This window comes from Nocardia bovistercoris, from assembly GCF_015674855.1.
GTDB classification, from domain to species: Bacteria; Actinomycetota; Actinomycetes; order Mycobacteriales; family Mycobacteriaceae; genus Nocardia; species Nocardia bovistercoris.
Window position 1 is genome coordinate 1 of the sequence record NZ_JADMLG010000030.1, and the last position, 19,741, is coordinate 19,741.

General features: G+C 66.1%; 13 protein-coding genes. 6 read left to right on the top strand and 7 right to left on the bottom strand.

Annotation, left to right across the window (positions count from 1 at the left end; all coding sequences use genetic code 11):
* The first annotated feature begins 301 nt into the window (after positions 1–301).
* The 3 genes from IT779_RS36495 (at position 302) to IT779_RS36505 (ending at position 5,646) form a co-directional block, all read left to right on the top strand.
* Positions 302–1,132 (top strand): phytanoyl-CoA dioxygenase family protein, encoded by an 831-nt coding sequence (locus IT779_RS36495; RefSeq protein ID WP_196154075.1) that lies wholly within the window; start codon positions 302–304, stop codon positions 1,130–1,132.
* The gene (locus tag IT779_RS36500) at positions 1,125–4,481 is read left to right on the top strand and encodes a DUF6531 domain-containing protein (protein ID WP_196154076.1); all 3,357 of its coding nucleotides are present in this window, start codon (positions 1,125–1,127) and stop codon (positions 4,479–4,481) included. The genes IT779_RS36495 and IT779_RS36500 overlap by 8 nt, the downstream gene beginning before the upstream one ends.
* A 208-nt stretch (positions 4,482–4,689) precedes the next feature.
* Complete coding sequence (locus IT779_RS36505) at positions 4,690–5,646, top strand: class I SAM-dependent methyltransferase (RefSeq protein ID WP_232542439.1); 957 nt, start codon at positions 4,690–4,692, stop codon at positions 5,644–5,646.
* 155 nt (positions 5,647–5,801) lie between these two features.
* Here IT779_RS36505 and IT779_RS39000 read toward each other — a convergent pair whose 3' ends face one another.
* Genes IT779_RS39000 through IT779_RS36525 form a run of 4 tightly spaced genes read right to left on the bottom strand, consistent with a single transcriptional unit; the run spans position 5,802 to position 10,437 of the window.
* A complete protein-coding gene (locus IT779_RS39000) occupies positions 5,802–7,079 on the bottom strand; it encodes a phthiocerol/phthiodiolone dimycocerosyl transferase family protein (RefSeq protein ID WP_196154077.1) in 1,278 nt (425 codons plus the stop codon).
* Positions 7,080–7,131: 52 nt separating this feature from the next.
* Positions 7,132–8,721: a tryptophan 7-halogenase gene (locus IT779_RS36515; protein ID WP_196154078.1), complete on the bottom strand. Its 1,590-nt coding sequence runs from the start codon at positions 8,719–8,721 to the stop codon at positions 7,132–7,134.
* Positions 8,722–8,737: 16 nt separating this feature from the next.
* Complete coding sequence (locus tag IT779_RS36520) at positions 8,738–9,517, bottom strand: alpha/beta hydrolase family protein (protein WP_196154079.1); 780 nt, start codon at positions 9,515–9,517, stop codon at positions 8,738–8,740.
* An 11-nt stretch (positions 9,518–9,528) separates the two neighbouring features.
* Positions 9,529–10,437 carry an LLM class flavin-dependent oxidoreductase gene (locus tag IT779_RS36525; RefSeq protein ID WP_196154080.1) on the bottom strand — a complete coding sequence of 303 codons (909 nt, stop codon included), beginning with the start codon at positions 10,435–10,437 and terminating at the stop codon, positions 9,529–9,531.
* 1,926 nt (positions 10,438–12,363) lie between these two features.
* Between IT779_RS36525 and IT779_RS36530 the strand changes: the two genes are divergently transcribed.
* Together IT779_RS36530 and IT779_RS36535 are read left to right on the top strand one after the other, a co-directional pair.
* Positions 12,364–13,656, top strand: a complete 1,293-nt coding sequence (locus IT779_RS36530; protein WP_196154081.1) for a response regulator transcription factor — start codon at positions 12,364–12,366, stop codon at positions 13,654–13,656.
* A gap of 118 nt (positions 13,657–13,774) precedes the next feature.
* The gene (locus IT779_RS36535; protein WP_198429332.1) at positions 13,775–14,905 is read left to right on the top strand and encodes a questin oxidase family protein; all 1,131 of its coding nucleotides are present in this window, start codon (positions 13,775–13,777) and stop codon (positions 14,903–14,905) included.
* Positions 14,906–15,008: 103 nt separating this feature from the next.
* Here IT779_RS36535 and IT779_RS36540 read toward each other — a convergent pair whose 3' ends face one another.
* The 3 genes from IT779_RS36540 to IT779_RS36550 form a co-directional block, all read right to left on the bottom strand.
* Positions 15,009–15,626, bottom strand: a complete 618-nt coding sequence (locus IT779_RS36540; RefSeq protein WP_332839130.1) for an NAD(P)H-dependent oxidoreductase — start codon at positions 15,624–15,626, stop codon at positions 15,009–15,011.
* A 61-nt stretch (positions 15,627–15,687) separates the two neighbouring features.
* Positions 15,688–16,722, bottom strand: a complete 1,035-nt coding sequence (locus IT779_RS36545; RefSeq protein ID WP_196154083.1) for an NADPH:quinone reductase — start codon at positions 16,720–16,722, stop codon at positions 15,688–15,690.
* A gap of 106 nt (positions 16,723–16,828) precedes the next feature.
* A complete protein-coding gene (locus IT779_RS36550) occupies positions 16,829–18,031 on the bottom strand; it encodes a cytochrome P450 (RefSeq protein ID WP_196154084.1) in 1,203 nt (400 codons plus the stop codon).
* Between the two features lie 304 nt (positions 18,032–18,335).
* Here IT779_RS36550 and IT779_RS36555 point away from each other — a divergent pair, with 304 nt between their 5' ends.
* Complete coding sequence (locus IT779_RS36555; protein ID WP_198429333.1) at positions 18,336–19,721, top strand: NDP-hexose 2,3-dehydratase family protein; 1,386 nt, start codon at positions 18,336–18,338, stop codon at positions 19,719–19,721.
* Positions 19,722–19,741: the final 20 nt, after the last annotated feature.

Below are 19,741 nucleotides of genomic sequence, written 5' to 3' on the forward strand. Positions count from 1 at the left end.
TCCTGGACTTGGCACGACTACGCCGCCACATCGCCGACACACTCTCCGACAACCACGTACCCACCACCATCGACATCCGAGCGGAGCTACCGGTGACCGGCTGGGGTAAACCCGATCGGGCACAACTGCAGGCCGATGCCCGTGCGCTGTCGACCCGCGCCGCCGCCCAGACCTGACCAACCGAACCCGTCGATCGGCCGCGTGCAACTGTCAGGCCGAGCGATACGAACCCCCTTCGCACCGACCTACTATCAGCTGAATATCCCAGGTGGAGCGGTGACAGAAGGTGGTGGCAGATTTCGTGGCAGATTCGACCGAAACGATGCCGAACAATGCTGACCGGCAGGCAGCGTCGGACACGAAACGCGTGCTGACTCGTGAACAACGGAAAGAATTCGCCGAGCGCGGCTATATCGTGGTCCCGGATGTCGTGCCGCCAGACCTGATTGCCGCCGCGAACGCGGTGGTGGACGAGCAGATCAGCGCACGACCGCCGGTGGATGGACACGTCGGGGTCGTCTACAGATTCCAAGAGCTGGAGGATTCGCCGGTGCTCGCGGCATTGTTGCGCGACACTTCTGCCTTTTCGCTCGCCGAAAGTCTCATGGGGGAAGGCGAATTGGACTTCCCCGACACGGTGCAAACGGCATTGACCTACCCGCCTTTCCGGGATGCCCGACACAAGCCGCATATCGACGGCGGCAAAGGACGGAAACCCGGCGATCCCCCGTGGACATTCTCCATGCTCGCCGGGTTCTTTCTGACCGACCAGTCGACCGACGACACCGGAAATCTCTTCGTCTGGCCGGGAACACACCGCGCGCACGCGGAACTGTTCCGTGCGCGCGGACCGGAAGCGTTCACGACCTACCCCACCGTCGATCTGCCCGCGGTGGATATGGTGCGCGGTCGTCCTGGCGATATGTTGCTCAAACATTATCTACTCGGTCACAACGGCGGCAACAACACCGGTGATTCCGTCCGGCGCACAGTCTATTTCCGGCTCCGGCACCGGGAGCACGAGGCGAAGTGGGAGCAGGCCCTACAGGATCCCTGGCACGATTTCGCGGCGCTGCGCGGGTTGGCGGCGCCGCTCGGCGAATCCGGTCGACAGGGAGACAGTTGTGCCTGACGTCAACGATCTGGTGGACGTGGCGACCGGGGACGTCGTTCTGGCCGAGACCGATGTGACGCTACCCGGCGTACTGCCCCTCGTGTTCGAGCGCACCCACCGGTCGTCGTTCCGCACCGGCCGATGGTTCGGACGGTCCTGGATGTCGACCCTCGACCAGCGATTGCGGATCACCGCCGGACGGATCGAGGCGCGATTCGCGGGCGGGGAGCTCCTGAGCTGGATCGTCCCCGGCGCCGATGATCTCCCGGCGATCCCGACGACCGGCCCCGCATGGCCGTTGCGGCAGAACCCGGACGGCTCCTACGCGGTCAGCGATCCGCAGCGCGGCCACACCTGGAAGTACGAACGCCGGGCCGGATACGAGAACGACGAACTGCCTTTGACCTCGATCACCGACCGCGTCGGTCACGAGATCACCTTCGGCCACGACACGGCGGGCCGCCCGCGCGACATCGTGCACTCCTGCGGCTACCACATCGTCGTCACACTCGCCGACGATCGCGTCACCGCGCTGACTCTCGCCGGTCGCGACGGTGGAGACGATATCGCTTTGCGCCGTTTCGAATACGACGATTCCGGCAACCTGTCCGGCGTCGTCAACTCCTCCGAACTGCCGCGGCGCTTCGACTACGACGACGCAGGTCGGATCACAGCCTGGATCGACCGCAACGGCTACTCCTACCACTACACCTTCGATTCCGAAGGCCGGTGCGTCAGCGGTGACGGCCCCAACGGTGACCTGTCCGGCGTCTTCACCTACGAGCCCGGCCGCACCTGTTGGACCAATACCAACGGAGATGTCACCAGCTTCGCGATCACCGAGTCCGCCCGAATTGCCGCGATAACCGACCCGATCGGGAAAACCGCGCGGACGGAGTACGACGAACGCGGCCGAGTCACAGTCCGGGTCGACCCGCTCGGCATGGTCACACGACATACCTACGACGACCGCGGCAATCTGGTCTCGATCACCGACCCCGACGGTGGCGAATCCCGCGTCGAACCCGACGATGCCTGTCTCCCGGCACGGATCACCGGGCCGGAGGGCAGTGTCTGGCTGCGATCTTTCGATCGGAACGGCAATCTCACCGAACTGACCGCGCCCGACGGCTCGGTGGTCCGGTACGACTACGACAGTCGCGGGCATCTCGCCCGGATCACCGGCGCCGACGGCGCGGTCACCACGATGGAATGCGATTCCGCCGGAATGCCCGTGAAAGTCACCGAACCCAGCGGCGAAACGATCCGGTACGAACGCGACCAGCTGGGACGAGTCGTGCGAGTCGTCGGCTCGGACGGCGGGACGACGACGCATACCTGGACGACCGATGGCCTGCCGATCTCGCTGACCCTGCCGGACTCGTCGACCCAATCCTGGGTCTGGGACAGCGAAGAGAATCTGCTGCAACGGATCTCGGCCACGAAAGCGGTGACGGCCTACACCTACGGGGCGTTCGATCGCCTCGTGTCGATCGCGTGGCCGGGCGGCGCGGGCACCGAGTTCGAGTACGACCACAACTGTCGGCTCACGTCGGTGACCCACGGCGGGCTGGAGTGGCAATACGAGAACGATTCCGCGGGACGGCTGAGCGCGCAGACCGACTACAACGGCGCCACCACCCAATACTGGTACGACGCCGCAGGACATCTCGTGCACCGGGTGAACGCGAGCGGTCACGAAGCGTCCTACTCCTACAACCCGCTCGGCAAACTGTCGTCCTCGCACAACGCGGACGGCACGGTGACGACGTTCGACTACGACCCGGCGGGCCGTCTCGTCCGTGCGAAGAACGACGACGTCGACCTGGTCCTGGTCCGGGACTCGCACGGTCGGGTGGTCAGCGAGAACTGCAACGGTCACGAGGTCGCCAGGACCTATGACGCGGCAGGGAGGACCACGAGCCGCGTCACACCGTCCGGGGTCGAGACCACCTGGGAGTACGACGCCGGAGGAAATCCCGCGGCGCTCGTCACCGCGGGCAGAGAACTCCGGTTCGGCTACGACCCGGCCGGACGGGAAATCCGACGAGATCTGCCCGGAGCGGCCCACTTGGCGCAGGAATGGGACCGACTCGGCCGCCTCGCGATCCAGTCCCTCACCGGCCCAGCGGTTTCCTCCGGTTCCGATGGCCCCTCGGTGCCGCTGCTCCAGCGGCGCGCGTACACCTACGGCCCGGACGGGCTGGTGACCGAGGTCGAGGACCTCCTCGCGGGCGATCGAGCGTTCCAGCTCGATTCCGCCGGGCGCGTCACCGCCGTAACCGACGGCGGCGACCTGCCGCTGGAGCAGTACGACTACGACCCCGCGGGCAATATCACCAACGCCGTCCAGCAGTCCTCGGCCGCCGATCCCGGCGCCGAGACCCCGGAGATGTCGGCGCAGGGATCTCGCGAGACAGTCGGAACCTGCACCACCCGGGCAGGCACCATGAACTATCGCTACGACGCCACCGGGCGCGTCGCGACGCGGATCCGCACCCCGAAGTCCGGCGATCCCGAAACCTGGCGCTATGTATGGGATGCCGACAGCAGGCTCCACGCCGTCACCCTGCCCGACGGGAGCAAATGGTCCTATCAATACGATCCTCTCGACCGCCGCATCGGCAAACGTCACCATTCCCCTGACGGCGAATTGCTGGAGCAGACGCGGTTCTCGTGGGACGGAGAGCTGCTCGTCGAGCAGGAGGACCGTCGCGGCGACGTGCGTGTCACCATCACGTGGAGTCACCGCAACGATTCGGGTATCCCGCTGACCCAGACCTCGCGAACCGTTGTCGGCGCCGACTCCGACGCGCGGACGATCGGCGAAGAGTTCTATTCCCTGGTCACAGACCTGGGTGGTACGCCGACCGAACTGGTCTCCGCCGACGGAGTCCTCGTCGGCAATCAGCGGCACACAATATGGGGGCGGGCATCCTGGCAACGCGATGCGGCGACCACCCCGTTGCGGTTCCCCGGTCAGTACCACGACCGGGAAACCGGTCTGCACTACGACGGTCGCCGCTACTACGATCCCGAGACCGGCGCCTACCTCTCCCCCGACCCGCTCGGCCTGACGCCCGCGCCGAATACCCATGCCTTCGTCACGGATTCTCCCGCCTCGGGCGAACCTCTCGGCTGTGAACACGCCATGGGCCCGATCCTGGACCGAGCGCCACGGCTGGAAGCCCGAATGAGCGGCGGGCAGCAGGAATTCGGGGGGACCTATGCGCCGGAATGGTGGCGGACGGCGGATAGATGGCTGGATGCGTTGCGCAATCACTGGTTGCCGCCGGAACCCTGTCGCATGTGCACGACTCCGCACCACCTGACACCGGCGGCGGCGGGCCCTCACCCCTGTCGATGACCGACCACAGCGATCCCCACCCCCGTGTCCGAGGGGGTGGGGATCGCTGTTTCGAACCCGCCCCCGACGTTGTGCCACCCGGATCTCGTTGCGCAGCAGGGACATCCATCCTTCACATTGCTAGTCGCCCGACCAGCGCGGTAAACGCGCAGCACACTGTCAATCTGTGGGATGGCATGGGCATACCCGCGTCGGTCAGGCTTCCGACATGGACGGCTACGAACTGTACGAGCTGGCGCGCAAACTGATGCAGATAGGCGAAGACGCCATCGCGGATCCCACGGGCCCGCGACATCTGTCCCCGGGCATCGGCGCCGCCACGACCGACGTGATCGAACTCCCCCACACCTCGGGCACCGACCGCGACGACTCCCCGGCGAACCTCGTGGCGGCCTCCGTCGCTACCTCCGGCGGCCTCGACGTCGCGCGCGCCGCCGCCCCGCGGATCGATGAGCGGCTCGCCGGGGCGGCCGGAATCCTCGACCCCGCCCAAATCGAGGAGATGGTCAGCGGACTGGAGGAACTGGCGCGCCGACTGACGGTCACCTTCTCGACGGGACACTTCGAAACGTATTACGCAGGCACGCATTACGCCGGACCGCCGCCGTGGGACACCGGCCAACCGCAACCGGCCTTGCGCAGCCTCGCCGAGGCGGGCGCCTTCCGCGGCCGGGTGCTCGAGGTCGGGTGCGGCACCGGCGAGCAAACGCTCATGGTGGCGGCGCTCGGCCTGCCGACGGTCGGCATCGACACCGCGACGACGGCGATCGAGATAGCGCGACGCAAAGCACGAGAGCGTGAGCTGGAGGTATCCTTCTCGGTCGGCGACGCGCTCGAACTCGGTCAGCTGGGCGAGCAGTTCGACACCGTGCTCGACTGCGGCCTGTTCCACGCGTTCAGCGACGACGAGCGGATCCGATATACCGAAAGCCTGGCCACCGTGATGTCCGCGGGCGCACGGCTGTTTCTGCTCAGCTTCAGCGACCGCCATCCACCCGGCATCGGACCACGACGAGTGAGTCAGAACGAGATCCGAGACACCTTCGCCGACGGCTGGCACGTCGACTCCATCGAACCCGCGACGCTGACGAACACCAGACACGCCGACGGGGTGCCCGCCTGGCTGGCCACGATCACCCGCACCCGAACGCCACAGGCGAGATGACGCGCGACTGAATCCACCGGAGTGCGCATCGCATCGCGCGGGTCGCGGCGCGATGCGCACGGACAACTGTGCGTGGGCTGCGGAGTCCGGCATTCGGATCTCCGGGTGCGACCGATCCCGCCGGTTGGGTTACCGGCGGGATCGGTTCACCGAGTTCACAGGAGTCGGCGGACGCGTTGCGCGATCGTGGCCATCTCGGCGGGCGAAGCCGTGGAATCGAGCGAGAGTCGACGGTCGAAAGTGGTGATGACGGTGGCCGACAAGGGTGTGATCCGCGGCTTCGCGTGTCCCGCCGGTACGGTGGCACGGAAGTCGGTGATCGTGACGCCCGCCGGTGTCACGAGGTCGGGCACAACTCCCCAGTTGGTCGATACGACGTGCACCGGCGAGGCGGCAGGCGTCGCGGGGTTGACCGGCACGGCGAGCGCCGCTCGCTGGATACGGCCGGTGCAAACATCGTCCGACAGTCGCTCGACGATCGCGCGCGCGAGTGCGGCCGTGCCCGCGTCGCCGGTGTCGACGGCGGGACCGGCGACGAACCCGGCCATGGCGAAGAGGCTGGTCACCTCGGTGACGCCGATCGGGGGGTGCACCCGCTGACGCAGGTCGACGGCATAGCGATAGTTCAGATCGGAAATATCGATGCCCCGGGCTCGGGCGGTCGTCTGCAACAATATCGCCGAGATCAATCCATTGATCGTGGTCCGCAGTCGCCGCGTCGTCTCGAGGAGGGCCTCGGTCTCCTCCCGGGTGAATCGAACCTGAGTCCGGGACGGCTGGGTGATCTGCGGGCGGAGAGGTCGCGGCGTGGGTGCCGACTCCGCGGCCTCCGGCACGGCCGCGGGCACGAGACCGCGCTCCGACAGCAGGGTTTCAGCCGACTCGGGATAGGGATGGAACACCGGCTGCTGCCGTCGGCCTTCGACGACGCCGGTGTAGTAGGTCCACAGGTCCGCGAGCAGGTACAGCGAATGATGACCGTCGGCGATCGCGTGGTGGGTCACCAGTGTCACCGAGGAGGTGGCGAGATCGTGTCGGACCACCGACAGCGCCGAGGTCCGGCCCGCGAGCTCGGGAAGACCGAACAGCGGATCCGCGGAGACGACCTCGGGGGTGTTGATGATCCCGGGCGACGTGTCATCGGTTTCGAGCACCGCCTCGCCCGTAGCACCGAATACGATCCGCGCGGCCAGTACGGGGTGGGCGCTACGCAGGATCGCGAATGCTTCCCGCCAGGCCGCCGGATCCAGCGGACCGGTGAGCCGGGTCGAATAGCCGATGTAGCGGCCGCCTTCGGCGAATATCGACTCGGTCGGCGACAACCGCCGGATCAGGGTGGGTATCGGCGCCATCACCCGCACGCCCGACAGTCGGAAGTCGATTGCCAGTCGACTCGTCGCCAGACCTGGGGCGCCGCACCCGGAAAGCGCCACGGGTTCCTGGTGCTCGACCCGTTCGAGACGCCGTCGAGCTCGGCTCCCGATGTCATGTTCGCGGGACGATGAGGCCGTAGCTGAGCGCCTCGTGCACGATGCGCCGAGCCGGGTCGGGCTGGTGGTCTCCGGTTTCGATCAGCCTGTCGACCAGATCAGCGCTGCTCGTCGAGCCGTCGGCCATCGCGAGCACCGACTCCATGGCGGGCGTGAGCGCCAACGGAACACCGACCGATCCCACGACGGACTGCGACGCGCGCAGATATTTTCCGTCGATCGCGAAGTCGTCGTTCACGACGATTTCCCGATATTTACAGACCGGATCGCCCGGGTCGACCCCGATACCGGTCGAATTGCCGGAGAAGATATCTTCGATCGCGTCGCGCAGAGTCGACGGAATATCGAGCTGGTCCAGGTATCTGCCGTACCAGGGGCGGTGCGCGAAAGCACCCGCGATGAGAGAGATGAACGCCTTCTCGGGAGCGATGCCGGGGACCTCGAACTTGTTCCTGGCATGCCAGAAATAGGACTCCTTCCCACCTCCCTGCCCGCTGTACAGGACATACACCTGATCTCGGAGTCGGGTGAACTCCGCGCGATAGGTTCGCTCGTAGAAGTCCAGCACCTTGTGGCGGTCGATCTCGGTCTTGTCCAGGATGGTGTTTATCGTCACCGCGCCGAGAAATCCGCTGAGCAACGCGAGGTGGACACCCGTCGAGAAGAGCGGATCGATGAAACACGCGGCGTCGCCGACGGCGATATATCCATCGCCGGAAAAACGCTCGAACGCATAAGACCAGTCGCGCGCGACGTGGACGTCCTCCACCTGTTCCGCATCGCGCAGGCGGGCGGCGAGCTCGGGCGTTGCAGCCAGACACTTGGCGTAGTAGGCATCCATGCCCGAGTCGCGGTACTCCTGGAGTGCACCGGTGTCAACGACCATGCCGACGCTGGTCACCTCGTCGCTCAGGGGTATGAACCACCACCAACCGTCCTCGAACGACGGCAGGAAGGTATTGCCCGCGTCACGCCCGGCGGGGCGTTCCGCGTTCTTCCAGTAGCTCCAGACCGCCATGTTCTTCTTCAGGAACGGGTCCCATTCCCGCTTGTGCAGCCGGTTGGACACAACGCCGCCCTGGCCGGAAGCATCCACGATCCAGCGCGCGCGGGCTTGTCGCCGCGTCCCGGTCGAGTCGACGAAATCGACCGTGGATCCGCCGTCCGCGGCCAAGTCGAAGTCGACGACCTTGTGCTCTTCGCGAACGTCGGCCCCGTGTTCGGCGGCATTGTCGAGCAGCATTTTGTCGAACCGCCCGCGCTCGACCTGGTAGGTGTAGCCGTAGACCATTGTCAGCGCATCTTTGAAGTAGACCGTCCACGGTTCCCTGTTCTCACCCCACACCCACTGGACGCCGTACTTCTTGACGAAACCCGCTTCTTCCATGCGGTCGAGGACACCGATACGTCTCAACAGGTCGACCGTCCCCGCGATGAGCGACTCGCCGATGTGATAACGCGGGAATCGCGCGGACTCCAACACGAGTACCTTCTTGCCGTAATCAGCGAGAAGTGTGGCGGTCATGGCGCCGCCCGGGCCGCCGCCGATGACTATGACGTCGTATTGCCAGGATTTGTCGAGCAATGTTGTCCCTCTCGCCTCAGCGCCGGTTCGTTTCGGCCGGGGTGTGGTTCGCGCGGCTCAGATGCCGGATGAAGAATCCGGTGGCGCTGTCGGTCTCGAATCGAGGCAGTTCGTGGTGCGTGCCCGCATTGGCATGCAGGGTCTTCTCCTCGGACGCGAAAGCGTCGAACAGCGCGAGACCTGCCTCGCGTGAGATGTCCTCGTCGTCCCATTGCAGGTCGAACTGGATCGGGATGGTGATCCGCTTCGCCTTCTCGGCCAGTGTGTCCGGCCAGTGCAGGCCGAGGACGGCGGCGGTGATCCTCGGCTCGACCACCAGGAGCGACACACCGACCGCGGTGCCGAGGTTGATGCCGAAGTAGCCCACCGGACCATCGACCCCGATCTCCGGGAGTTCCTGAAGGGCATCCAGGGTGGCGCGCCACTCGGGCACGGCCAGCTCCGCCAGATACGCGCTGTAGCGGCGGGCGCTCGGACCTTCCGGTTCCCCGGCGGCCTTGGCCGCCTGCAGTGCGGCGAGTTCCCGCTCGTCGTGCGCCGTGCGCGGCCGGTCGCCGTGACCGGGCGCATCGATGACGGCGACGTGAAAGCCGCCGTCGGTCACGAAGCGCTGCGCCCGGCCCGCCATCGCCGGATGCTTCTTGTGGTTGCCCCCGGCATGACACATCAGCACCAGGGGCGCACGATCGACGCCGCGGGTCGGCGACCACAGCACTCCGGGAACCCCACCGACGATGAAGTCACGCTCGACCAAGCCGTACGAGGAGGACTCGGCGGTGAATCGCAGAGCACACATGCCGCCGCCGTTCACCTCGGGCCGGTGTTGTGCGACGAGTCGGAGGTGAACCGCGGGGACGGCACCGGCGCCGAGAGCGGTCGTTTCGGCGATTCGCGGGAGGTGTCGAGAAGGTCGAGTACCGGGGCGAACTGCTCGGCGAATACCGCGTTGATCGTGAAGGAACAGACACCGAGAGTTTCACGACGACGACGCAATTCCTCGGCCATATCCTGCGGGCTCCCACGCAGGATGCCCAGTGAGTCACGCTCGATGAGCGTGGCCATATCGGTCCTCAGCAGACGCGAGACCCAAGGCGGAGCCTGATCGCCGATGACATAGATGGGGGCGACGAACTCCATGTCCTCGCCCCGGTCCCCGGCCTGCTCGCGAATCTGTGTCACCAGCGCGGCGATCTCCTCCCGGGTCGCGAACGCGCTGGAGGCGACCGTGATCCGGTCGGCCTTGGCCGCGGCCAGCGCGCGAGCCTTGGGCCCACCCGCGGCGATCAGCACCGGGGTGTAGTCCTCTCCGTCGAGGGCGCGCAACTCGTCGATCGTCTGCTCCACCTGCGCCAACCGCTGCGCGGCCGAGCCCGGTTCGAGACCGATGAGCTTCGCCGCGTCCTCGAGGACGAATGGCCGACCCGTTCCGATACCGAGGTCGAACCGGCCGCCGCTGAGCATCGACAGCGTATGGGCATCCCAGGCCGTCATCCTCGGACCGCGCAGGGGCGCCGCGATCACCCATGTCCCGAATCGCAGCGTCGTTGTCGCGCCCGCGGCGAGCGCCAACGCCGGAAACGGCGATGCCGCCGTCAGCACATCAGCACTGAGCAGACTCGTATACCCCAGGTCTTCTGCTTGCCGGGCGATGCCGAGCCATTGCTTCTGATCCTTCGGTTCGGCTATCACGGCGAACTTGAACGACTTGTCGGTCATGGGGCGACACCCTGTCCTTTCGTAGAGCGGACCCCATCGGCCGATACATCGGCCCAAACGAAACCTTCGGCCCGCCTTCAGCAGGTTAGAAGGGGTCGTCCGGACTCCGGCATCCCTCAGCTTGACAGACGCCCGGCCGCCACGATTCCGGCCACGGGCCCGCACGCCGTCGCCCCTCGATTCGACCGATTCGACGCCGAATCGGTTGCTGCCCATCATGATCGGATGCTCGATGCCCGTTCGGAAGCTGCCGGGCATCGACACTCCTCGCGTCCGCAGAATCCGCCGCCGCACCGACGGTCGGCATCTGTCCCGACCGCACCCCGTCTTCCGTCCGCCGACGCCGTCACGGACGACCGGCACGACCGGCACGAAAGCCGCCTCCACCTCGGTACTCGAATCCCGGTCCGAACCCGCTTTGCTTGCATCGAACCGGACCGGATCGGCGGGAAAATCGGACTAAAGGGACAAACTCGGACCAATCGGAAGAAAACGGACCAACAGGAGAAAATCACCGACACGGCGCCGACCGCCCTACCCGAAACCGGATCGGCGGTGACTACCTTTCCCCCACCACCGATTTGGACATGCCTCCCGGTGCACGCCGGCCGCAATCACTTGGCTACAACGACAACCACTCGTCCGACGGCATCCGATTGCAGTCATCCCTCTTGTCACGATGCGCCCGAACAATTCGGGAAAACGTCGCGCATTGCGCATTGCGCGACCGGACGGAGCCGTTCGATACAGAGCGGAATTCGTATGATTCGACCGTCGGAGTTTCGAGACACCACGGCTTCGTACGGCAGCGCGGAAGTCACGATCGGCAGCCGATCCGCCCGCCATCAAGGACGATCGGGCAGATCACACGGAATTGCGTGACGGCGCGTGTCGAAGGCGCGGACTTTCGGCTGGCGGGCGAGCGGGCGTTACGGGAGTTGCCTCTACAGAACCATTAGCTTCGCAAACAGTTGAGTGTTCATGAAAAATGCTTTGCGGGGAGATGTCGGCATGTTTTCGGCACGACTTCATCGCGGACGATGCAAGTTGACACGAGATGGTCGCTATATGCCGATGGTCGGATTTCTCGTGATCTCGACCACACCCGTGGCGCCCGCGTCGGCGGGGCGAGCCGGTCCGCCGACCGAGCGGCCTCGGGCCGGGTACATACCTCCGAACCTGGGAAATCGGCCGTATTCATCGACTTCGCTGGACTGTTGCTCGGAGGAAACGTCCGGATTCGCGATGGTCGAACGTACGGGTGCGGAATGCTCGATCAGGCGATACGTGAAGATACTGAGAAGAATCGCCGACAGCACCGAGCTGCGGTGCGGCCGCATTCGGCCGAACGTCGGAATCGAATACCGTGCGCCGAGCGGTACGGAGCCTGGTCACGACACCGGAACAAATCAAAGCGGAAATCGGAGGATGCACCGAACGAAATCCGAAGGACCCATTGGACAGATATGACGCGCCGGCGAGATATTCGGCTCCACTCGGTGAATTCCGCCCGCACGAAGGCCACTGAAACCGATCGGATATCACCGCTCTGAGCACATCGACGAACCGCTATCCGGAATTCCGGGTAACATCTCCTCGGCGCGAGAAGCCGCTATTTCACCGCAATCGAAGCTGCCCCCGGCGCCGCTGTGGATTACCGCCGACAACCCGGTCTACCTGGGCCGTAGCGCGCGACGGCCGGACGGATCACCCGTCAGACTTGATAGAATTCAGCCTCCGCAATACACCTCCGAATCGACTTGACCCGTGGCCGATGCAACGGTACTTTCATTCGGGGAAGGGGGAAGGCTCGCTCAATTTCGAGCAATCCAGGCGTAATGAACTCGGAAGCCTGTCAGGATTAAAAATCGAGCTACAGACTACGCAGAATGTATTAATACACTTGCGCACTGCTGGGGGTTTTGATTGGACATTATCGGCCTAAGAACGTCACATCTCTCCACACACAGTTGCATCAACCTCAAAATTCTGCGCACCGCCGGTGCGGCCTGGCTGGAGGGCGACGCCGTCTCCACCATCGCGCTGGCCGAGGCCGCGGCAACGGCCCGATGCCGACGTGGCAGCGAGTGCTGCACGGCGTTGGCGAGTCTGCAGCTCGCGCTGCTGCTGACCAACCTCCGATGTACAGATGAGGCCCGGCGCGCGGTGCGCCAAGCCGCCGCGACAATCGACGATCCCGCGATCACCTCGGTGACGGCGCTGGTCAGAGCCAAGATCGCGCTCTGCGAAGGCAGCTTCGACGAGGCCGACGATCTGTGCGACACGGGAATGGGCGCGACGGCCGACCCGCGTCTCGCGTCGTGGGCGCCGATCGGGAACATGGTCCGCGCGCTCACCGCCATGCGGCGCGGGGCGGTGGCCACCATGATTCGGTACGCCGACCAACTCAAAGAGGACGTGATCTTCGGCCGGGATACCTTTCCCTGGAACTCGCCGGCCTGGCTCGTCGTCCAGATCATCGAGGCGGAGAAGGGCTGGGAGGTCGCCGTACCGCTCGCGCGCAGGCTCCTCGATTCCGAGTCGTCGACCCGACGACTACTGCTGTCCGAGCCGACTGCGGCATCCTTTCTCGTGCGGATCCTGCTGCGGGCCGACGAGCGGGAACCCGCCCAGCGGGCTCGGCACTGCGCGGCGGTGCTGGCCGAGCAGAACCCGGAGTTCCACGTACTCTCGGCCGCCTCTCTGCACCTGGAGGGTCTGCTCGAGAAGGACGTCGGCCTGCTCAAGCAGACCGCGACCTCCGACTGCGACGCGTGGACTCTCGCCTTGATGAACGAGGACATCGGCGATCTGCTGGCCGAGGACTCCAGAGAGTTCCGGCAGGCGTGCGCGCACTACGAGACGGCCATGCGTTCCTACGCCGAGGCGGGCTCCCCGCGCGACTCGTCCCGGGTCCGCAGCAAGCTGCGCCCGCACAATACGTCCATGGCCGCGGCGAGGTTCTGGCCCAACAGCCGAATCCCCGTGCTGACCGATACCGAATACGCGGTGGCCGAACTGGTGGCGGGAGGGCTCACGAACGCCGAGGTCGCGGGCAAGATGTTTCTGTCCCGGCACACCGTCGCGTTCCATCTCCGCAAGATTTTCCAGAAGGTGGGCGCCAAGTCGCGCATCGAGCTCGCGGTCATGTGGAAGCAGCTCGTCGCCCGAGAAGGTCTGGACGTAGCGGGCGGCGAGCCGCTGACCCAGGTGTCGTAGCGGGCGATGTGTGCACCGATTGCCACTACCAATATCGGGGATAGTGTCCGGCGGACGCCGGACCTAGTGTTCGAAAAGGGTCGAACACATAGTCATGCATCCAGCTTGGAGAGTCCGAATGAGTGACAACAAATCGGTCCTGATGGAGGCCTACCAGCGGTTTCACGAGACCGGACCGGAATGGGGCGGCCATCACCTCAGCAACCACGGCCCGATGGCCGTCGAAGCCATGATCCGGCACGGCCATGCCGATTCGGTGCATCGCTGGATCGACAACTACACGAAGCGACTGGAGGACCAGCCGCGCGGGTTCGCCGCGGTCACCGAGAACGAGTGGCAGGAAGCCCTCGGCGACTTGAAGCGGGTGGCTGACTGGACGACCCTGTTCCAGCACGAAATCACCGAACGTCCCTGGCGGGAGGTCCTGGCGATATGGTGGCCGCGGCTGGTGGCGGGCATCGTCGGCGGCACGGCGCACGCCGCGATCCGGGTGGGGCACGTGGTTCACGCGCTGCTGACGGCCGAGGCGGATGCGGGCGCTGAGCTCGAAACCGTCAACCCCTACGTCGTCGAACTCGCCGACGCCCTGGGCTACTGGGCCGCCTGCTGGACGCCGGTGGCCGGTGATCCCTCGCGCAGGCCGGGATCCCTGCGACCCGCCGATGCCTTGGCCGCCATTCCGACCGTCGCCGACCAGCAGAAAGGCGTCCCCTACCGGCTCTCCCAGCTGCCGACCACCGAAGGCTGGCAAACGGCGCTCGGTTCACTGCGCGCGGTAGCGGATCCCGAGCAGGTGCCCGCTCTGTTGTCCCAGCTGATCGACGCCTCGGTGCTCTGGTATCTGAACTACGGCCACGGCCACGCGGTCATGCTGGTCCACGCCTCGACGGCGCCGACCGCGGTTCTCCGTACGCTGCCCGCCCTGCCGCGTGAACTGTGGGTGCCGAGTTTGGACGCCGTATGGCAGACGACGGCCGCCTTGACCGCCGCGTGCACACCCGCGGACTCCGCGGGTCGCGCCGACCTCGCGGTCCACATCGACGGCATATCGAATGCGCAGGACGCCATGGCCTTGGCGGTCGACCAGGGGGACGAACACGTCATCAAGTTCGCCGACGCCGCTGTCGACTCCTTCACTCGCACCGGGGACCGGGACACGCTCGCGGCGGCGAGCCGGTGCGCGGAGCTGATCACCCTGACCGAGGCCGCGGGACGTGCGCGATTCGACGGCCGCACACCCTCCACGTAGGAATTCGGTCACCCCAGTGATGGCCACCGCCCCGCTCCCCCTGCTTGCTCGACGGGATAGAGCGGGGCGGCCAAGTATTGTCACTTGACGAATCTATATCGGGTTAGACGCTCCGGCCCGCGGCGAAGTAGGCGTGCAACGGGGCCGCGGTATGTTCGCCTACGCCCGCGTCGATCGCGGCGGCCAATGCGTTCAGCTGGACCGTGGCCAGGCGCGTGGTGGCCGGGTCGGAAATGGCGGGGGCGAACGTCTCCGCGTCGACGAGCTTGTGCTGCGCTTCGGTGAGCACCACCCACGGCCCGCCGATCACATGCGCGTGGCAATCGTGCAGCACCCGCCCCAGATCCGTCAGCGCGTTACGGCCGAGGCCGCGCCCGGGCGTGGCCACCATGGTCACCACGCACTTGCCGTGCAGCGCGGCATTCGTGATGGGCCGTGAGGCCCAGTCGATCGCATTCTTGACCACGCCGGGAATCGATCCGTTGTACTCCGGTGTGACGATGATCAGGCCATCCGCCTCGCGGACGGCCTCGCGCCACCGATCTACCGGAGCCGGGACGCCTTCGCGAGTATCGAGATCGCCGTTGTACAACGGAAGATCGCCGAGCCCGTCGAAGACGTCGATCACCATGCCCCGTGGCGCCAGCGGCCGAACGGCCGCCAGGAGCCGGGTGTTCAACGACTCCTTACGAAGCGATCCCGAAACACCGAGAATCCGCACCTCACCACACTCGCCTTCATTTCGTCACGGTCTATCGGTCCGATGGCCGGGATCGCCCGATTCAGGGCGTCGACGCGCCGATGTCGACGAGAACCTTGCCGACAATACCGGCCTGTACGGCGTCATGTGCCTCGCCGGTCCGATGCAGCGGGAAACGGTGCAGCGGCAGCCCGGCCTGCTCCCCCACGGTGATCGCTCCCGCGGCCGCGGCTGCGGTGATATCGGCCGATGCGAGGTCCTTGTCGGCCGTCGGCATCGTCATCACCATCACGAACTGGAAGCGCAAGTTGCGCCCGATCGCCAGCCGCGTCGGAAAGGTCAGCTCATTCGTGCCCTCGGTACCGTACGAGGCGACGGTGCCGAGGGGGGCGAGGATCTCCATGTCGATGTCGATGTTCACGGTCGAGGCCGCCTCGACGATCAAGTCCACCCCGCCCGGAGCGAGCGCACGGATATCGGAAACCACAGTGTCGGAACGATAGTCGACGGTGTGCGCCGCACCGGCGGCGAGGGCCAACTTCGCCTTCTCCGCACTGCTGACCGTCGCGATCACGAATGCCCCGGACCAGGTCGCGAGCTGAATCGCGGCCTGCCCCACCCCGCCGGCGCCGCCCGCGACGAGTACGGTGCACCCCGCCAGCGCACCCGGCCCCAGTCTGCTCGGACCGTTCTGGCCCGCGAGCAGACAGCGATGCGCGGCCACCGCCCGCAGACCCAGACTTGCGCCGACATCGAAGGACAGGCCGTCGGGCAACGGCACCGCGTTGCCCGACGGGACGATGGTGTATTCCGCGGCCGTGCCGTGCGGGCGCTTGTACGCCGCCTCCCAGACCCACACCCGCTGCCCGACCCTGCTCGGGTCGACACCGTCCCCAACGGCATCGATCACACCGCCGCCGTCGTGATGCGGCACCACCTCGGGGTACATCAGGGCGCCGCCCCGGTGACCGAACTCCCTTGCCTTCCAGTCGGAATGGTTCACCCCTGACACCTCGACGCGGACCCGGACCGCACCGGGACCCGGTTGCGGCACCGGCCGATCGACGAATTCCAGCACATCACTACCCCCGGTGGACGAATACACGATCGCCTTCATGTCGGGAACGTATCCGCCGCCCGCGCGGGTCGGCAACGGAAACGGCGACGATCTGTCAACACTGCGGATGTCCGAGCGCCGCGACCACCCCGCCCGCGCGACCGATTCAATTCCCGCGAACCTCGATGGGCAGCTTGTTCACACCGATCATCGTCCACGGATTGCGCAGGTCGACCGGGGCGTCGTCCCGCACCCGAATCTCCCGGTAGCGCTGCGCCATCAGGCGTATCACGATCTTCGCCTCCAGCCGGGCCAACGACGCGCCCAGACAGAAGTGGATGCCCCTGCCGAACGACAGGTGCGGGTTGGGTGAACGGTGGATATCGAACCGGTCCGGGTCGGCGAATACGCGAGGGTCACGATTCGCGGTGGTCAGCCACACCAGCACGAGCGCGCCCGCCGGGATCTTCTGTCCGCCGATCTCGGTATCCTGGGTCGTCTGCCGGGCCGAGCGCGGGAACGGCGGCCGAAAGCGCACCGACTCCTCGATCGCGCCCGGGATCAGTGTCGAGTCCTGCCGCAGCTCGTCCCACAGGTGCGGGTTCTCCTCCAGTGCCAGAACGGTATTGCCCAGCGCCGATGTCGTTGTGTGGTGGCCCGCGATCAGCAGATTGAGAAAGCCGAGGACTTCCTCTTCGTCCAGCCGCACCCCGTCGACCTCGACCACCATGAGCCTGCCGGCGAGGTCATCGGTGGGATTCTCGCGCCGGGCGCGCAGGAACTCCAACAGGTATCGGTTCAACTCACGCAACACCGGCGCGACGTTGTTCACCGCCTTCCTGCTCTGCTCGTCCCGCGGCTGCTGCGGGTCGTAGTTCTGTAACTCGACGAAGGTGTCGGACAACCTGCGAAAGACCGCGCGGTCGGCGTCGGACAGGCCGAGCATCTCGGCGATGACCAGGAACGGCAACGGATATGCCAGCTGTTCCACGAAATCCCACCGGTCACCGCCCGCGTCGGCGGCATCGAGCAGCTGCGTTGTCATCTCGGCGATGCGCGGCTCCAAGTCGGCGATCATCTTCGCGGTGAACGCCTTGCCGACCGTGCCGCGCAGCCTGCGATGCAGCGGATCGTCCGCGCGGACGAAGTTGCCCTTGTTGGACAGTTCGAAATCCTGCTGTCTCGGCCGCAGTGCGGCGACATCGGAGGAGAAGATCGCCGGGGCGTTCTGCACTTCCTGGGTGTCGTGATACCCGAACACGTGCCAGGCCTGGCTCTTCTCGTCGAAATGCACGTCCCCGCGCTTGCGCAACTCCGCCAGATCGGCCAGGAAATTGGACAGAAGTCGTTCGGTTCGACCCACACCCATCGAAAGCTCACTTCCTCGACACGGTTCGGTACCGCGATTCACGGAAACACGGTAGATCCGGCCCGCGGGCCCCGGCATCCCACACGCTGACAACCGGTTCGCCTCCGCCGCGGGTACACCGCCTGCCGCACTGTCAGCCTGCGGGATGGTGTGCCCCGCCCCGTGTCGGCCACGCTGTGCGGCATGGACGGCTTCGCGCTGACGACCGGTTCTGTGCGCGCGAGTTCGTGCGGTCGGCGAGGACGCCATCACCGACATCACCGGCTCCGTTCGGTGTTCCGATCTTGTCTCGAAGGGATCCAGGATGACGGTCGCAGCACGGTTGGCGGCACGGGACGATACTCGATTGCCGATACGGATGGCGCGTTCGCGGCGGGCGGCGGTTTCCGGCGCCGCCGATGTGGGGATGCGAACCCAGGACTTCGACGCGTGGTTGGCCGGACGGCGCCGGGCGCATCGCTTCGTGGTGGATCGGGTACCGCTGACGAAGATCGAGGGTTGGTCGTTCGAGCGGGACAGCGGCAACCTGGTGCACCGCAGCGGGCGCTTCTTCAGTGTGGAGGGGCTGCATGCGGTGATCGACGGATTCGAGTGGCAGCAGCCGATCATCGTGCAACCCGAGGTGGGGATTCTCGGAATCCTGGCCAAGGAGTTCGACGGTGTGCTGCATTTCTTGATGCAGGCCAAGATGGAGCCGGGGAATCCCGGTATGTTGCAGCTCTCCCCGACGGTGCAGGCCACCTACAGCAATTACACCGGTGTGCACCGGGGCGCCGAGGTGCGGTATCTGGAACATTTCATCGAATCGGGCCGAGGCCGGGTCTTGGCCGACGTGCTCCAGTCCGAGCACGGTTCCTGGTTCCTCTGCAAAACCAACCGCAACATGATCATCGAGACCTTCGACGAGGTGGCCGCGGGCGCGGATTTCTGCTGGCTGACACTGGGGCAGATCGGCAGGTTGATGCACCGCGACAATGTGGTGAACATGGACGCGCGCAGTGTGCTCGCCTGTGCCCCCACGGCGCCGACGGAAGCGGCCGCGGTGCATTCGGACACGGATATGTTGTCGTGGTTCACCAATGAGCGGGCACGCCACGATGTGCGGGTTCGGCGTATTCCATTGGCCGAGGTGAACGACTGGGTGCGAACCGATCAGGACATCCGCCACGTCGGGGATCGATATTTCCGAGTCGGCGGTGTACGTGTGGAGGCGGGCAGTCGTGAGGTGACCTCGTGGATGCAGCCCCTGTTCGAGCCGGTGGGAATCGGGTTGTGCGCGTTCCTGATCCGCCGTTTCAGTGGGGTTCCGCACCTGCTGGTCAGCGCCAGGGCCGAAGGCGGCTTGCTCGACACCGTGGAGCTCGGGCCGACGGTACAGTGCATCCCGGACAACTACGCCCATCTGCCCGCGGCCGAGCAGCCGCGGTTCCTGGATACGGTGCGTCATGCGGGAGCCCACCGGATCCGTTACGCCGCACTGCATTCCGACGAGGGTGGCCGTTTCTTCAACGCGGTGAGCCGCTACCTGCTCGTGGAAGCCGGTGAGACCGAGGCGGGCGCCGAACCCCCGGCCGGATTCGCCTGGGTGACACCGGGACAGCTCAATTCGCTGGCCCGGCACGGGCACTACCTCAACATGCAGACCCGTACCCTGCTCGCGATCGTCGGCCTGCTGAACGGCCCCCTGTAGCACGGGAACCCGGCACGTGG